Source organism: Pedobacter sp. KBW01, assembly GCF_003852395.1.
GTDB lineage: Bacteria > Bacteroidota > Bacteroidia > Sphingobacteriales > Sphingobacteriaceae > Pedobacter.
Genome location: NZ_QAJQ01000006.1, coordinates 103,335 through 117,740, shown reverse-complemented (window position 1 = coordinate 117,740; position 14,406 = coordinate 103,335). Strand labels below are relative to the sequence as shown.

General features: G+C 41.4%; 17 protein-coding genes. 10 read left to right on the top strand and 7 right to left on the bottom strand.

The features are described from left to right. Positions 1–71 precede the first annotated feature (71 nt). The 6 genes from DBR40_RS06230 (at position 72) to DBR40_RS06210 (ending at position 5,532) form a co-directional block, all read left to right on the top strand. Positions 72–2,588, top strand: coding sequence for a zinc-dependent metalloprotease (locus DBR40_RS06230; RefSeq protein WP_124558886.1), 2,517 nt, complete (start codon positions 72–74; stop codon positions 2,586–2,588). Positions 2,589–2,775: 187 nt separating this feature from the next. Continuing rightward, complete coding sequence (locus tag DBR40_RS27000) at positions 2,776–3,192, top strand: phosphodiester glycosidase family protein (RefSeq protein WP_233603818.1); 417 nt, start codon at positions 2,776–2,778, stop codon at positions 3,190–3,192. A gap of 6 nt (positions 3,193–3,198) precedes the next feature. Beyond that, on the top strand, positions 3,199–3,648 hold the full coding sequence (locus DBR40_RS26995) for a phosphodiester glycosidase family protein (protein ID WP_233603817.1): 450 nt from the start codon (positions 3,199–3,201) through the stop codon (positions 3,646–3,648). A 48-nt stretch (positions 3,649–3,696) separates the two neighbouring features. Continuing rightward, on the top strand, positions 3,697–4,623 hold the full coding sequence (locus DBR40_RS06220) for a hypothetical protein (RefSeq protein WP_124558885.1): 927 nt from the start codon (positions 3,697–3,699) through the stop codon (positions 4,621–4,623). Between the two features lie 105 nt (positions 4,624–4,728). Next, positions 4,729–4,920, top strand: coding sequence for a cold-shock protein (locus DBR40_RS06215; RefSeq protein ID WP_010599196.1), 192 nt, complete (start codon positions 4,729–4,731; stop codon positions 4,918–4,920). Between the two features lie 87 nt (positions 4,921–5,007). Then, complete coding sequence (locus tag DBR40_RS06210; RefSeq protein ID WP_124558884.1) at positions 5,008–5,532, top strand: RBBP9/YdeN family alpha/beta hydrolase; 525 nt, start codon at positions 5,008–5,010, stop codon at positions 5,530–5,532. A gap of 141 nt (positions 5,533–5,673) precedes the next feature. Here the strand turns inward: DBR40_RS06210 and DBR40_RS06205 are convergent, their stop codons facing one another. From DBR40_RS06205 to DBR40_RS06190, 4 genes are all read right to left on the bottom strand, one after another. Next, positions 5,674–6,153, bottom strand: a complete 480-nt coding sequence (locus DBR40_RS06205; RefSeq protein ID WP_124558883.1) for an anti-sigma factor family protein — start codon at positions 6,151–6,153, stop codon at positions 5,674–5,676. Continuing rightward, positions 6,150–6,731: an RNA polymerase sigma factor gene (locus tag DBR40_RS06200; RefSeq protein ID WP_124558882.1), complete on the bottom strand. Its 582-nt coding sequence runs from the start codon at positions 6,729–6,731 to the stop codon at positions 6,150–6,152. The genes DBR40_RS06205 and DBR40_RS06200 overlap by 4 nt, the downstream gene beginning before the upstream one ends. Before the next feature lie 131 nt (positions 6,732–6,862). Further along, positions 6,863–7,183 carry a DMT family transporter gene (locus tag DBR40_RS06195; RefSeq protein WP_124558881.1) on the bottom strand — a complete coding sequence of 107 codons (321 nt, stop codon included), beginning with the start codon at positions 7,181–7,183 and terminating at the stop codon, positions 6,863–6,865. Between the two features lie 69 nt (positions 7,184–7,252). Then, positions 7,253–7,819, bottom strand: a complete 567-nt coding sequence (locus tag DBR40_RS06190; protein WP_124558880.1) for a Crp/Fnr family transcriptional regulator — start codon at positions 7,817–7,819, stop codon at positions 7,253–7,255. A 171-nt stretch (positions 7,820–7,990) separates the two neighbouring features. On the opposite strand from DBR40_RS06190, the gene DBR40_RS06185 reads away from it, so the two are divergent. Both DBR40_RS06185 and DBR40_RS06180 read left to right on the top strand, forming a co-directional pair. Then, on the top strand, positions 7,991–8,353 hold the full coding sequence (locus DBR40_RS06185; protein WP_124558879.1) for a DUF6249 domain-containing protein: 363 nt from the start codon (positions 7,991–7,993) through the stop codon (positions 8,351–8,353). A gap of 12 nt (positions 8,354–8,365) precedes the next feature. After that, positions 8,366–9,466, top strand: a complete 1,101-nt coding sequence (locus DBR40_RS06180; RefSeq protein ID WP_233603815.1) for a serine hydrolase domain-containing protein — start codon at positions 8,366–8,368, stop codon at positions 9,464–9,466. Positions 9,467–9,477: 11 nt separating this feature from the next. On the opposite strand, the gene DBR40_RS06175 is transcribed toward DBR40_RS06180, so the two are convergent. The 3 genes from DBR40_RS06175 to DBR40_RS06165 are packed head-to-tail and all read right to left on the bottom strand — an operon-like array spanning position 9,478 to position 11,588. After that, the gene (locus DBR40_RS06175) at positions 9,478–9,900 is read right to left on the bottom strand and encodes a hotdog fold thioesterase (RefSeq protein WP_124558878.1); all 423 of its coding nucleotides are present in this window, start codon (positions 9,898–9,900) and stop codon (positions 9,478–9,480) included. Continuing rightward, entirely contained in the window at positions 9,890–10,399 is a 510-nt protein-coding gene (locus tag DBR40_RS06170) for a DinB family protein (protein WP_124558877.1), read from the bottom strand. The genes DBR40_RS06175 and DBR40_RS06170 overlap by 11 nt, the downstream gene beginning before the upstream one ends. Continuing rightward, entirely contained in the window at positions 10,380–11,588 is a 1,209-nt protein-coding gene (locus DBR40_RS06165; protein WP_124558876.1) for a sensor histidine kinase, read from the bottom strand. Before DBR40_RS06165 ends, DBR40_RS06170 begins: the two co-directional genes overlap by 20 nt. A 225-nt stretch (positions 11,589–11,813) precedes the next feature. On the opposite strand from DBR40_RS06165, the gene gltX reads away from it, so the two are divergent. Further along, positions 11,814–13,322, top strand: coding sequence for a glutamate--tRNA ligase (gltX, locus tag DBR40_RS06160; protein ID WP_124558875.1), 1,509 nt, complete (start codon positions 11,814–11,816; stop codon positions 13,320–13,322). Positions 13,323–13,495: 173 nt separating this feature from the next. Next, positions 13,496–14,338, top strand: a complete 843-nt coding sequence (locus DBR40_RS06155) for a neutral zinc metallopeptidase (RefSeq protein ID WP_124558874.1) — start codon at positions 13,496–13,498, stop codon at positions 14,336–14,338. The last annotated feature ends 68 nt before the right edge of the window (positions 14,339–14,406 follow it).

Genomic DNA, 14,406 nt, shown 5'->3' with positions numbered 1-14,406 from the left:
TAGTGCTTGGCTTGTAACAAGCCTTTAACTTTAACCTCTTAATTGCCAAGCAAACTAACTTTTAATTGCACATGAAGAAAAACTTTAAAATACTTGCTTTAGCAGGTATTGTAGCACTTGGTGTAGCCGCAACGGACTCGGTATACGCCCAGAAGACTCCTAAAAAAGGTAAAGGCGCAACGCCTGCCACACCACCAGCCGCTGCTGCTGCAGCCCCTAAAAAAGAGGGCATAAAACCATTCTCAGAAATCATTACTGCAAAAGCAAGAACCACCAATGGCTTGTTTAAAACCCATAAAGTTGATGATAAATGGTATTTCGAAATTCCTGATTCGATGATCAACCGAGAAATGCTTGTAGTTACCCGTTTGGCTAAAGTACCGGCAGGCGTTAAAGTTGGCAACCAGCAATATGGTGGCGAGCAGCTTAACGAGCAGGTTTGGAAATGGGAGCGCAGAGGTAAACAGGTTTTCATCCGTGTACCAAGCTACTCAACCAAAGCTGATCCAAATAGCGACATGTACGAATCAGTTCAAAACTCTAATCTTGCGCAGATTTTGGCCAGTTTTGAAATTAAAGCTTATAATAAAGACACTACAGGTGTAGTAATCGATGTAACTGATTTTTACAATGGCGATGTAATGGCCATCGGTGCTACCGATCAGATCCGTAAAGCCTATAAAGTTACCATGTACGATGCTGGTCGCTCGTATATCGATACTGTTAAAACCTTCCCGATCAATGTGGAGGTAAAAACAGCTAAAACTTACCGTGCAGCCGAATCGCCAACTGATAGCAGCAACGGAGCGGTTACTTTCGAGTTTAATACCTCGATGCTGTTATTGCCAAAAATACCTGTTAAAGCCAGAATTATGGATAACAGGGTAGGTTTCTTTGGCCAGTCGCAGATTGATTACGGTAGCAATGCACAAAAGGCAGAGCGTACCGCTTATATTCACCGCTGGAACCTGGTACCTAAAGACACCAACGCGTACAAACGTGGCGAATTGGTAGAGCCGGTTAAACCTATCGTAATTTATATCGATCCGGCAACGCCTAAAAAATGGGTGCCATTCTTAATTCAGGGTATTAACGATTGGCAGGTAGCTTTCGAAGCCGCTGGTTTTAAAAATGCCATTATGGGTAAAGAAGCTCCAACTGCACAGCAAGATCCTCAGTTTAGCGTAGAAGATTCGAGATATTCAGTGGTACGTTATTTCGCTTCAGATATTGCAAATGCTTACGGTCCGCACATTAGCGACCCACGTACCGGACAGATTTTGGAAACACACATTGGCTGGTACCACAACGTAATGAACTTATTGCGCAACTGGTATTTTGTACAAACTGCTGCCATTAACCCTGAAGTACGTAAAGCTAAATTTACAGATGAGCAAATGGGTGAGTTAATCCGTTTTGTTTCTTCGCACGAGATTGGCCACACTTTAGGTTTGCCGCACAACTTTGGTTCGAGCTATGCTTACCCTGTTGATTCGTTACGTTCAAAAGCATTTACTGATAAACATGGTACAGCCCCATCTATTATGGACTATGCTCGTTTTAACTACATTGCCCAGCCAGGTGATGGTGTAACCAAACTGCACCCGCAAATTGGCGAGTACGATAAATGGGTTGTGAAATGGGGATATTCATGGATTCCGGGGAATAAAACTGCTGAGCAGGAAAAGGAGATCCTGGATCAATGGACTTTAAAAAATGCAGGTAATCCATTGTACTTCTACGGCCGTCAAGGTACTTCATTAGATCCACGTTTACAAAGCGAAGATTTAGGAGACAATGCCATGAAAGCCAGTACTTATGGTATTGCTAACTTAAAACGCATTTTACCAAATGTAGAAAAATGGACTTACCAGAAAGGTAAAGACTATAGCGATTTAAAAGAGATTTACACAGAGATTGTTGGTCAGTTTAACCGTTATATGGGCCATGTATCTACTAATGTGGGTGGTTTAAGCGAAAACTTTAAAACTTACGAACAAAAAGGAGCAGTTTATGCTTACTTACCAAAAGCAAAACAAAAAGAAGCTGTTACTTTCTTTAATCAGCAGTTATTTACTACACCACTTTGGTTAATCAGCAACGACCAGTTGAGCAAGTTCGATAATGGTGTGTTGTTAAACCGTATTAAAAGTGTTCAAACCAATACCCTTGCTAACCTGTTATCACCTTCGCGTATTGCACGTTTGTTAGACAACGAAACTAAAAACGGTGCGGCTAAAGCTTATACTTTACCAGAACTGTTTACTGATTTAAGATCATCGGTTTTTGTTGCAGGCAGAGCAGATGCGTTTAAACGTAACTTGCAACGCGCATACGTAGATCGTTTACAGGATTTAATGACTAAAGAAAACGAGCTTCCTATGGGCTTCCCGGCTGATTACGCAGCAAGTTATGGTTTAACACCAATCAACGTTGGCTTATCAGATATCAGACCATTGGTTAGGGTAGAGCTTAAAACATTATTGGCTACTACAAAAGCAAGAGCTGCAGCGGGTGATGCCATTACCAAAGCACACTACGAAGATTTAAGCATCAGGATTAAAGATATTTTAGATCCGAAAAAATAATAATAGTAGGAGTGAATTAAAAAATGATTGAATTGCAATTTGCCATTCAATCATTCAAAAATCTCTCAATCAGAAATAAAAAAAGGAGCGATCATTAAGTTGATCGCTCCTTTTTTGGTTTTGTATAATTCTTGATGCTTTAAGTTAAACACACATCTGTTTTTTATTTTTAGCGCAAAACGGAGTTATGCTTAAAAAACTATTGTTTGCATTTACTTTATTTACAACCAGCTTATCAGCTTTCGGCCAAAACGCGGATTCGTTAACTGTTGTAAAAACCAAATGGCAAAGAACCAGAGTGGCCAGGCAAGTTAAATTATTTCAGCATCATTTTAACGGGCAAAACCTCTTTGGAGCCAATCAGCACATTTCTTTTTTAGAAATTAAAAATACCGGACGGAAAGCTATTTTTGCAATTGGAGCAGAAGAAAAGCAACTGATTACCACCAGCGACTTCGGATTACGCGATACCGCGCTGGCAGCCATAAACGGAAATTTCTTTGATGTTAAAAATGGTGGATCGGTTGATTTCGTTCGCGTGAAGGGAAAAACCATTAATACCAACCATTTAGCCGTAAATGGCAATAGGGCAAGGCACCAGTAGGCCGGAGTGGTAATCGAGAAAGGTAAATTAAGCATGGTAAAATGGGATGGGAGCACAGACTGGGAAAGCCAGCTTACAGCTGCTGATGTTTTATTGAACGGTCCGCTCTTAACGTTCAATGACATTGATGAAGGATTGGATACCGCTGCTTTTAACCGTTTGCGCCATCCGCGTACCTGTTTGGGCATAAAACCTAATGGCCATGTTATTCTGCTAACCATTGATGGTCGCAATGCCGAATCGGCAGGCGTTAGCCTGTTCGAGCTTACCCGGCTCATGCGCTGGCTGGGTTGTACCAGTGCTATTAATTTTGACGGAGGAGGCTCCACTACGTTATGGGTAAATGGCATGGGCACTAATGGTGTAATTAATTACCCTACCGACAATAAAAAGTGGGATCACGAGGGACAGCGTAAGGTAGCCAATGTAATATTAGTGAAGAAAAATAAAACTTAAAGGGCTTCTTGGATAATTACTTATTTTAGGGGCATATTTTTTATTGCAATGTTTAAAAACACTTTATACTTTTTCTTTTTTGTGCTGTGGCTTTCCTCGTGTAAGTTTGGCTCTAAAACCAGCGACCCAACCTTACGCGATTTTACTTTCGAGCCCGTTAAAGGAATCCGTTATGAAGAAGTAAAGCGGAGGTTTAAAGATGGACTTTCTTTTAATACTGAAGGGTTTATGCAGAAACCTTCGTGGATAATCGAGGTGGTTAAAGAAGACACCATGTCGGCATGGAGCCCGCAGAAGCAGAGAATGCAAAATTTTTACCTGCAATACGATCACGGGAATGTGTACAATTTCGCTGCCGAGTTCTTCAAGGTGAAACACATCAGTAAGGATAGTTTGGTTTTTCAACGCGTTCAGGTTGATGGAAAAGTGATTGCTGCTGATGTACGTTCGGATGTAAACATGACCTTTTATGCCCAGGATTACATCAAAAACAAACTGAAAACAACGGCTAAAGAATTACAAAAGCCTACTAAAGCCGATACTACTTTTATCGAAAAACGCGCAGCCCAGGTAAATGCGAATAGCGACACTGCATTTGCGGCTACCGATCCGGTTCAGTTTATATCCAAAAGCAAAATTGCACGGGTTGAGAAAATCAGCACCGTAGATCGGGCGAACAACAGAACCGAGGCTTACGATTACATGTTTCCGCAATATATTATCAGAATAGACCGTGCATATAAAGATTTCGCCTATCAAGTTGCTGCCGTTGTAGATTTTCAAGGCGGTATACATGTTAAGACAATTTATAACGTACTTCCTGAAAATGCCGTGGCCAAGAAGAAGGTGGCTCAGGGGATTGCGGATATCTATGTTCGAAACCTTTTTGATGTGGCTCCCGGAACAACTTTAGGCGTGCCGCATAACAGCGAAATTACTTTAACAATAATTGGTAAGGCAATTAAAAAGCCTTAATAATCTGGTATTTACAAAATTTTAACGTTAAAAAAATGTTAAAATTTTATTTTGATTTTAAAAATTAAAACTTACCTTGCATTCTTAATTTTAATACTTAATACAATGCAAGAAGGCACAGTAAAATTCTTCAATGTAACTAAAGGTTTTGGCTTTATCATCCCTGCGAATGGCGATAGCGAAATTTTTGTTCATTCAACAGGTCTTATCGACGAAATCCGTGAAAACGACAAAGTACAGTACGAAGTTGCTAACGGTAAAAAAGGCTTAAATGCCGTTAATGTGAAAGTAATTTAATTTATTTATCATATTTTCAGATGGGCTGCTCTCTTGTGATGGCAGCCTTTTTTATTTTTGCTCGTATTTAGCTTCCGTTTTATTTTTATGGTCCACTACTTTATTATTCCCGGTTTGGGTAATTCAGGCCCCAACCATTGGCAAACGCATTTCGAAAAACTTGGCGATCATTTTACGCGCATTAACCAGCAGGAGTGGGATGCTCCCAGCAGCCTGGATTGGATCGAAACTATTGACAAGGCCCTTGAAGATTATGATTTATCGACCGTAGTTTTAATCGGGCATAGTTTGGGCTGTACGGCCATCGCTAACTGGGCAAAGCGTTACCAAAAACACGTTAAAGGTGCTTTACTGGTTGCCCCCAGCGATCTTGATGCACCGAAATATACTTTCCCAACAGTTGGTTTTGACCATGTTCCACTCGATAAAATTAACTTTAAAACGATAGTAGTAACCAGTGCCAACGATGAGTGGGTAACTTTAGAAAGAGCCACGTTTTTTGCACAGCATTGGGGCAGCGAACTGATTAATATCGGCAATGCAGGCCACATTAATGCCGACTCTGGCTTTGGCGTATGGCCGGAGGGGCTGGAGATTTTGAAAGCTTTGTAAAGTACAACCGTTATTTACGCGCAGGGGAGCGTCATCTCGACTGAAGCAAAGCGAAACGGAGAGATCTATGCTAGATTTAGCTCCGCTAAGCACCAACGTGGTTCGCTATTGGGGCCGCTCGAAAAGGCGATTGCAGCCTGGTTATTTATGCACCTTCTTCCTCAAAAACTGATCAAGAAGGATTAAGCCAATAACCAAATCAACAAATAAGAAAGTATATAGTGTGGTTGGTGTAATGTATCGGTTCAGATTAATGTTGAACTTATCGGGTAGGGTAAAGCTAGCAAAACTAGCTTTGGCCTCATAAAATACATAGCCTAAAATGCCCAAAAGCGAAAGCACAAAGAAACCGCTTACCGCATAAATAATTCCAGAGTTTACCTTTGTTTTTAAGGCAACGGGTGCAGGTTCAGCCGCAATGATTTCCATTACATTCCGCGTGAAAGACATAGAGGGTTCATCCAGATCAAGCGAGCCTAAAACTGAGTTAAGTTTTAAGAGATCTTCGTATTGTGCGTTAATTTCCGGATCAGATGCAATTTTTTCTTCAATAGCCTTATTGGCCGATTCGTCTAAAGTGCCATCAATATACTCCCAAAGCTGCTGTTCTATTGTATTCATAGTAACTCCTTTACTTCATCTTTTAACAAATATTGTAATTTTTCTTTAAGCCTTTGCCTTGCACGGTGCAGTTTTACCTTTATGGTGTTGGACTCCATGTGCAGCGTTTCGCCAATTTCTTCCAAGCTTTGCTCGCCTTTATAAAACAGGGTGATAATGGTAGCATCGTCGGGCATTAACTGGCTAATGGCCTGGTTTAAAAAAGTGTGACTATCTTGTTTTTCATAGTCGTTGGCGTTAAAGTTCGATATATGGTTTTCGAGCTGTAAAAATGTTTCTTCGTTGTGAATGGAGTCGGTATCTAACCGCTTTTTTCTTAAAAAAGTCATGGCTGTGGTATAGGTAATGGTGTACAGCCAGGTACTAAATTTCGAAGTCTGTTTAAAAGCTCCCAGTGCTTTATAAGCTTTAACAAAGCAATCCTGAGCTATTTCTTCGGCATCTTCCCGGTTTTTCGAAAATCTTAAAGCAAGCGTAAATACAAAGCGCTGATAGCGTTTCACCAACAAAGCATACTGCGCGGTTTCTCCAGCCAATATATTTTGGATCAGCTCTAAATCTGTAAGTTTTTGCTCCATCTTTAGCTGTAAGACTACATTAAAGATACGCAGGTTACACGTGAAACATTAATCTTTTTGTTTTCACCGATGGCTAACAACTATTCAATAAACCTGTGAGGTTTTAAAAACCTCACAGGTTTGCCAGAGCACTAGTGAGAAGCAAAAAACTTTAATCCCGCAATAGAACCAATCAGTGTACAGATAAAGAATATCCGCCAGAAAGTAGCTGGTTCCTGAAAATATACAATGCCGATAATTACGGTGCCAACAGCGCCAATACCCGTCCACACTGCGTAAGCAGTACCCATAGGCAATGTTTGTGTGGCTTTATTTAATAAGGTGAAGCTGAGTGTAATGCAGATGAAGAATGCTGCACTCCATTTCAGGTTCGAGAAATTGTTCGATAATTTTAAGCAAGTAGTAAAGCCAACTTCAAAAAGGCCTGCTACTATTAGGATAATCCAGTTCATAATAAATGTGTTTCGGCAAAGGTAACACACCTAATTGGGGCAACATTTTACAAATGTTAAAAAATGAACCTATTTATGAGCTGCCCTGATTCGGCTTAAGGTGACCTGGGTTACGCCAAGATAGGAGGCAATATGTTTTAAGGCTACCTTTTTAATCAGCTCGGCCGATTGCTCAGCAAATTCGCGATAACGTTCTGCTGCTCCTTTAAAGGCACGATCTATCAATCTTCTTTCAGTAGCAATTAATTCCTGTTCGGCTATCTTTCTACCCCAGTTGGCAATTTCGAGGTTTTGTTGGTACAGCAAAAACAAATCGGTCAGTTTAATTCTGATTAAAGCGCTGTTTGCTAAAAGCTCAATGTTTTCGTAACCGGGGCGGTTGTTAATGTAACTGTTAAAAGAAAAAAGCACATCGCCACTTTGGCCAAACCAAAAGGTGATTTGCTGGTTCTCGCCATCGCAATAGGCGCGGGCTATACCGCTTTGAAGTACATAAAAATAGGGCTCTACCTTGTCCGCATGAATAATTGTGGCACCTTTTGGATGTTTAACATATTGGATATAGTTGGCAAGCTCAAGCAATGAATCATCACTTAATGCGCTAAAAACGGCTATATTTCTGAGTTGTTCAATCAAAATTTAAGGCTATACAACAAAAATAGGAATGTTTTCCGGCTATAACCCGGTGATTGATTATTGCTTATTGAATATTTTTTAAATACGGGTGTAACCTGTTTAAAAAGCATGTTGTCATAATGCACAGAACACGGTTCAATAAACAAAATATTTACATTAAAAATTATAATCATGGAAGGTATATTAGTTCCCATTTCACTTTTTTTAGGCGCATTTGCCATGGTATTTGGTATCCGTTATTTATCAAACAAAGAAAAAATGGCAATGATTGAGCGTGGCATCAATCCAGGTGTGGGCAGATCGGCTCCAAAACCCTATTTAAGTTTAAAATTTGGTTTACTGTTGGTGGGTCTGGGTATTGGCCTGCTTGTGGCGCTTGCAACGGTAAGAAACATGTTTGGCGGCGAAATGACGCATGAAGAAACATCGCAGGCCGTTGCAGTATATTTTGGTTGCCTGGGTATTTTTGGCGGTTTAGGTTTAATCGTTTCTTTCCTCATCGAAAAGAAAGCGATTGAGAAAGATAAAATCTAGTCTATTTTAACAGTGCAAACCAAACAAACCAACATCATCCGGGGCTTTCTTGTAATACTGATCTGCAACCTGTTTATGGTTGAAACGGTACAGGCTCAAAAGTTAAATAATCAGATTGATAGTTTGATTTCAGCTGCAATATCCGATCAGCAAGGTCCTGGAGGTGTATTTATGGTTGCCCGAAAAGGGCAGGTGCTTTATCAGAAGGCTTTTGGCAAAGCCAACCTCGAACTGGATGTTAACCTTACAACCGAAAGTGTTTTCCAACTGGGTTCTATGACCAAGCAGTTTACGGCTGTAGCAGTAATGCTTTTAGTGCAGCAGGGTAAATTAAAGGTAACCGATCCTGTTCGCAGATATATACCAGATTATCCCGGTGGTGATAAAATAACCATACACCATTTGCTTACCCATACTTCGGGCATTAAAGATTTTACCAAAATGAAGGCATTGGCAGGTATAGCCCTAAAAGAGATGACGCCTAAAATGGTGGTCGATTTTTTTAAGGATGAACCAGTTGATTTTGCTCCGGGCGAGCGTTTTGAGTACAATAACTCAGGTTATGTGCTGCTGGGTTACCTGATCGAATTGGTTTCGGGCGAGCCTTATGCCACTTTTATACAGCAACACATTTTTAATCAGCTTGGCATGGCCCATTCTTATTATGCAAGCGACAGGCAGGTGATCTATAACCGGGCTTATGGCTACCAGAAAAAAGAAAGTGGCTACGTAAATAAAACGGCTGTTAATTTTAGTGTTCCTTTTGCTTCGGGTGCGTTAATGTCTACCCTGGCCGATTTGCTGAAATGGCAAAATGCTTTAAACCAAAATAAACTGCTAAATGCTGTAGTAACCCAACAGGCATTTTCCAGCTATAAATTAAATAATGGCGAAGTGTTTAATTACGGTTATGGCTGGCACATTAAAGAGATTGGCGGTTTGCCTGCCAGGGCACATGGCGGTAGCATATTCGGGTTTAAAAGCATGGGTGTTTACGTACCCGGCGAAGATATTTATGTAGTGGGGCTCACCAACTGTGATTGTAACTCGCCAACAGTACTTACCGAAAATATTGCGAAGCTGGTTATAGCCCAAACGATAAAGAGCAAATAAACCAGCCTTTATTACTGCGGTTTAACAATGATGGCTACCGTTAGCCTGCTAATGCAGTTCATTTTGCCGCGCTCATTGTAAATTTTAATTTCCCAAACCTGCGTTTTGGCACCAATATGCAGTGGTTTGCAAATTCCTTTCACCAAACCGCTTTTTACCGGCCTGAGGTGGTTGGCATTTACTTCTAAACCTACAGCCAGATATTTCTCGGGATCGATACACATGTAAGAAGCAATACTGCCCAGCGTTTCGGCCAATACAACCGATGCTCCACCGTGCAATATACCTGCCGGCTGGTGTGTACGCTCATCAACAGGCATGGTACCGCTAATAAAGTCGGCTCCGATTTCGGTAAATTGAATATCAAGCAGCGCCCCAATATGGTTTTTGGGGCGGTTGTTTAGTTCATCAACAGTAAAATCTTTAAACCACATGGTAACGTTCTTTTAAAACCCCAACATGGTGGATTACATGGCCACCAACAATAAACAAAATAGATTTTACATTAATTTCCCGTCCAGAGGCAATCCCCTTTCTATTCAGTTCTTCTTCGTTTAGCGATTTAAAAAGATACAAATTGGCTTTACGCAGGGCTGCAAACTCTTCAATCAAATCTTCCAGCTCACGTTCGGCAAAGCGGGCATTCAATACATAATCGTCTTCTTCAAAGCCCGGCAAGGGTTGTTGCTCTTTGCGGGCAAAGCAGGTAATGCGGAAAGCAAAAACACGCTCAGTGTCGATCATGTGGCCCAGCATTTCTTTAAGTGTCCATTTTCCTTCAGCATAGGCATAATCGGCCTTATCGGCATTGGCCCTGAACAAAACAGGAATACTTTCTACCTGATCGTTTAAAATTTCGAAAATATCGCGGTCAACCTTGCTGATGTAGGTTTCGCCCCAAATCGGATATTCGTTAGGCTGTGGTCGGTTCATATCTTAAACTGCTCTTTAATATAATTCTGAAAGTGGTGCCTTTGCCCAGTTCTGAGTCTTTTACAAAGATTTCGCCACTATGGTAATTTTCAACAATCCGTTTGGTAAGCGATAAACCGAGCCCCCAGCCGCGCTTACGGGTGGTATAGCCCGGCTGAAAAACAGCATCGAACTTCGATCTTGGAATACCTTTACCGGTATCGCTAACATCAATAAAAACCTGTTCTTTGGCCAGGTTCTCAATAATATTAATCGATATAGAGCCTTCGTTTTCAATCGCGTTGGCGGCATTCTTTAGCAGGTTTTCAATTACCCAGTCAAACAAGGGCACGTTAAGCATGGCCCTAACCTGTTCATCGCCGGTAATGCTAAATTTAACCTTATCGGAGGTACGTACTTTAAAATATCGGATAAAATCGCTGATGACAATGTATACCGTATGGTCTTCGAGCATGGGTTTAGACCCGATTTTAGAAAAACGGTCGGTAATAATCTCCAGGCGCTTAATGTCGTTTTCCATTTCAGCAATCAAGGGATCGTCTTCCGCATCAAATTTAGATTTCATCAGCTCTGTCCAAGCCATTAAAGAGGAAATGGGCGTGCCCAGCTGGTGTGCGGTTTCCTTGGCCAAACCTACCCATACATGATCCTGCTCATCGCGCCTTGCCGAACTAAATGCGGTATAAGCCGTTAAAAGAAAAAGGAAAATTACACCCATCTGGATGTAGGGGAAATACCTCAGCTGTGTTAAAATAAACGAATCGCGGTAGTAAGCCCTAAACTTCTTACCAAAAATGTTCATCTCATCGGGGCGGTGCTGTGCTTTCATTTGTTTCAGCTGGCGGACAAAATATAAACTATCGTAAGTAAGCTTCGGATCGCTGATCGGATAATTTGTTTTAGTGCTATCTAAGCCATTAAAAGAAGTAATTACTCCAGCCGAATCGGTCATGATTACAGGCGTTTTGGTGTTTTTTCTTACGGTTTCCACCACATCGCGGTAATCATCATTGTCGTACAGAAACATGGCGCGCTCCTGAATCCTAACCCAAAGGTGAAATTGGTCTGCCTCTTCGCGTTCCATCTTCTTTACAAAAGAATCGGTGTAAAATACTGAAGCAATGCCGATTAAGATGGCAAAAATTAGGAGGAAAAACTTCCAGCGGCGTTTCTTTTGATAAGGGTTCATGCTTGAGCTAGCCAAATTACAATAACAAAACGAAAAAAACATAAAACGATTATGCTTTTTCAAAAAGCTTAATTAATGGTTTTGAAAGCATAATCGCTTCATCACACATGAAAACAGTATAAAACGGATGAAAAACATATCTTTGTAACGAGCATAGTGCGTGGCGCAAAGAGCATGGATTGCACCATGGCTCTAAGCTTCTAACTCCCTGCTCTTTGCTTAATCATGGATAAAAAAGTTAGAGTAAGATTTGCCCCAAGCCCAACCGGAGGTTTGCATTTAGGCGGTGTGCGTACTGCCTTGTTCAATTATTTGTTCGCTAAAAAGAATAACGGAACTTTTGTACTTCGCGTAGAAGATACCGATCAGAACCGCTTTGTAGAAGGTGCCGAAGAATATATCGTAAATTGTTTAAACTGGTGTGGCATTACACCTGATGAAAGTCCGGAACAGCCGGGTAGCTATGGCCCATACCGCCAAAGTGAGCGTAAACCGAGCTACAGGAAATTTGCTGAACAGTTAATTAGCGATGGCTATGCCTATTATGCTTTCGATACTCCTGAGGAACTGGATGCTAAACGTAAAGATATTCCTAACTTTCAGTACGGCCAGGCTACGCGGATGCAAATGCGTAACTCCTTAACACTTACCGTTAGCGAAGTAGAAGATTTACTAGCGGCCAAAGTACCCCACGTAATCCGTATTAAGGTGCCTGCCGATGAGGTAGTGTATTTTAATGATTTAATCCGTGGCGATGTAAGCTTCGAAACCTCGTTGGTTGATGATAAAGTTTTATTAAAAGCAGATGGTATGCCTACTTATCATTTGGCTGTTGTGGTTGATGATAAAGCGATGGAAATTAGTCACGCTTTTAGAGGCGAAGAGTGGTTGCCATCGGCGCCGGTTCATATTTTGCTTTGGAAATATTTAGGCTGGGAGGCTGAAATGCCTGCCTGGGCGCATTTGCCTTTAATTTTAAAGCCCGACGGACATGGAAAGCTGAGCAAACGCGATGGCGATCGGTTGGGTTTTCCGGTGTATGCCATGAACTGGAGCGATCCTAAAACAGGCGATGTAACCAAAGGCTTTAAAGAAATGGGTTTTATGCCCGAAGCTTTTATCAATATGCTGGCTCTTTTAGGCTGGAACGATGGTACCGACCAGGAAATATTTACGTTGAAAGAACTGGAAGAAAAATTCTCGGTAGAAAGAATTAGTAAAGCAGGTGCTAAATTCGATTTCGAGAAAGCAAAATGGTATAACCACGAGTGGATTAAAGCGCAAAGTGCTGAGCGTTTAGCGGCTGGCGTTAAAGAAGAACTTGAAAAAGCAGGTATTGCCGTTAACGACGATGCTTTCTTAAACACCGTTATCGATTTGATTAAAGACCGTTGTACTTTATTGCCTGATTTCGTGGCGCAAAGCAGTTACTTCTTTGCTTCGCCGGCTGAGTACGATGTAAATTCGGTAAAACCAAAATGGACAGCTGAAAAGGCTGAATTTTTTAATGCCTTTGCCGAAGGATTAACTTTGACTGATGCTGCAACTGCAGAAACAGCTTTTAAGGCTTTAGCAGAGGAAAAAGGATTTAAACCCGGCGAACTGATGTTGCCTTTCCGCATTATGCTGGTAGGCGGTAAATTTGGCCCTGGGGTTTTCGATATTGCACTATTGTTGGGCGTAGCCGAAACCAAAGCAAGAATAGCAAAAGCCATAGCTGTATTTAATAGCTAGTAGCTAAATCATTGAATTTTGGATGAAAGCATGTTTCGATGCAAATCGCATCTAATCATCCAAAATTCAATAACCCATTCATCTTTTGCTGCTTACTTCACCAAAAAATATTTCTACATTAGTATAACAATTTTCGATAGATAAGGTTATTCATTAAAATAAAAATATAAACTATGCAGTGGTTTGGTAAAGGCAGTAATAATGTTGAAGATGGCAGAAGCGGCGGCGGTGGCAAAACCGCACTGGGTGGCGGAATAGGGATTATCATTGTGGTGCTCGGCTTAATATTCGGGAAAGATTTGACTGGTGTAGTTAGCCAGTTACCGGCCACTACGGGTACAGAAGAAGTGAAGCAGGGCGTACCGGCAAACGATGCACAGGCACAATTTGTTTCCGGCGTACTGGAATCTACCGAGCAGGTTTGGGATGCAGAATTTAAAGCCATGGGTAAACAGTACGAATACCCGAAACTGAGGCTTTTTAGAGATGGCGTACAAACGGCCTGTGGTTATGCTCAATCGAACGTGGGGCCATTTTATTGCCCCGGTGATCATAAAGTATATATCGATTTATCTTTTTACGATGAACTGAAAAACCGTTTCGGCGCAGCTGGCGATTTTGCACAGGCTTATGTAATTGCCCACGAAGTTGGTCACCATGTGCAGAATTTGCTGGGCATTTCGGCTAAATTAGACGAGGCCCGCGGACAGGTGAGTAAAACAGAATATAACCGCCTATCGGTTAAATTAGAATTGCAGGCCGATTTCTTTGCCGGCCTGTGGGCGCACAATGCCCAAAACCTGAAAGATTTTAAACTAGATGCAGGCGACATTGAGGAAGCCCTGACTGCAGCCAACGCCATAGGCGACGATAAGTTGCAGAAACAGGCAACCGGCGAGGTACAGCCCGATTCTTTTACTCATGGTACATCTGCCCAACGCATGTACTGGTTTAAAAAAGGTTTCGAAACCGGCGATATCAAACAGGGCGATACCTTTAATTCCAATAATTTTTAAATAATTAAAACTTTTTAAAAACGCTGTTGTTTGTTTACAGTTAAGGAGACTCGTTTCTCCTAACCAAA

Coding starts and splice junctions, on each gene's coding strand:
- DBR40_RS27000 (WP_233603818.1), top strand. CDS start 2,776: ATGCTTAAAAAACTATTGTTTGCATTTACTTTATTTACAACCAGCTTA.
- DBR40_RS06210 (WP_124558884.1), top strand. CDS start 5,008: ATGGTCCACTACTTTATTATTCCCGGTTTGGGTAATTCAGGCCCCAAC.
- DBR40_RS06215 (WP_010599196.1), top strand. CDS start 4,729: ATGCAAGAAGGCACAGTAAAATTCTTCAATGTAACTAAAGGTTTTGGC.
- DBR40_RS06220 (WP_124558885.1), top strand. CDS start 3,697: ATGTTTAAAAACACTTTATACTTTTTCTTTTTTGTGCTGTGGCTTTCC.
- DBR40_RS06195 (WP_124558881.1), bottom strand. CDS start 7,183: ATGAACTGGATTATCCTAATAGTAGCAGGCCTTTTTGAAGTTGGCTTT.
- DBR40_RS06205 (WP_124558883.1), bottom strand. CDS start 6,153: ATGAATACAATAGAACAGCAGCTTTGGGAGTATATTGATGGCACTTTA.
- DBR40_RS06155 (WP_124558874.1), top strand. CDS start 13,496: ATGCAGTGGTTTGGTAAAGGCAGTAATAATGTTGAAGATGGCAGAAGC.
- DBR40_RS06170 (WP_124558877.1), bottom strand. CDS start 10,399: ATGAACCGACCACAGCCTAACGAATATCCGATTTGGGGCGAAACCTAC.
- DBR40_RS06185 (WP_124558879.1), top strand. CDS start 7,991: ATGGAAGGTATATTAGTTCCCATTTCACTTTTTTTAGGCGCATTTGCC.
- DBR40_RS06230 (WP_124558886.1), top strand. CDS start 72: ATGAAGAAAAACTTTAAAATACTTGCTTTAGCAGGTATTGTAGCACTT.
- DBR40_RS06200 (WP_124558882.1), bottom strand. CDS start 6,731: ATGGAGCAAAAACTTACAGATTTAGAGCTGATCCAAAATATATTGGCT.
- gltX (WP_124558875.1), top strand. CDS start 11,814: ATGGATAAAAAAGTTAGAGTAAGATTTGCCCCAAGCCCAACCGGAGGT.
- DBR40_RS06175 (WP_124558878.1), bottom strand. CDS start 9,900: ATGTGGTTTAAAGATTTTACTGTTGATGAACTAAACAACCGCCCCAAA.
- DBR40_RS06165 (WP_124558876.1), bottom strand. CDS start 11,588: ATGAACCCTTATCAAAAGAAACGCCGCTGGAAGTTTTTCCTCCTAATT.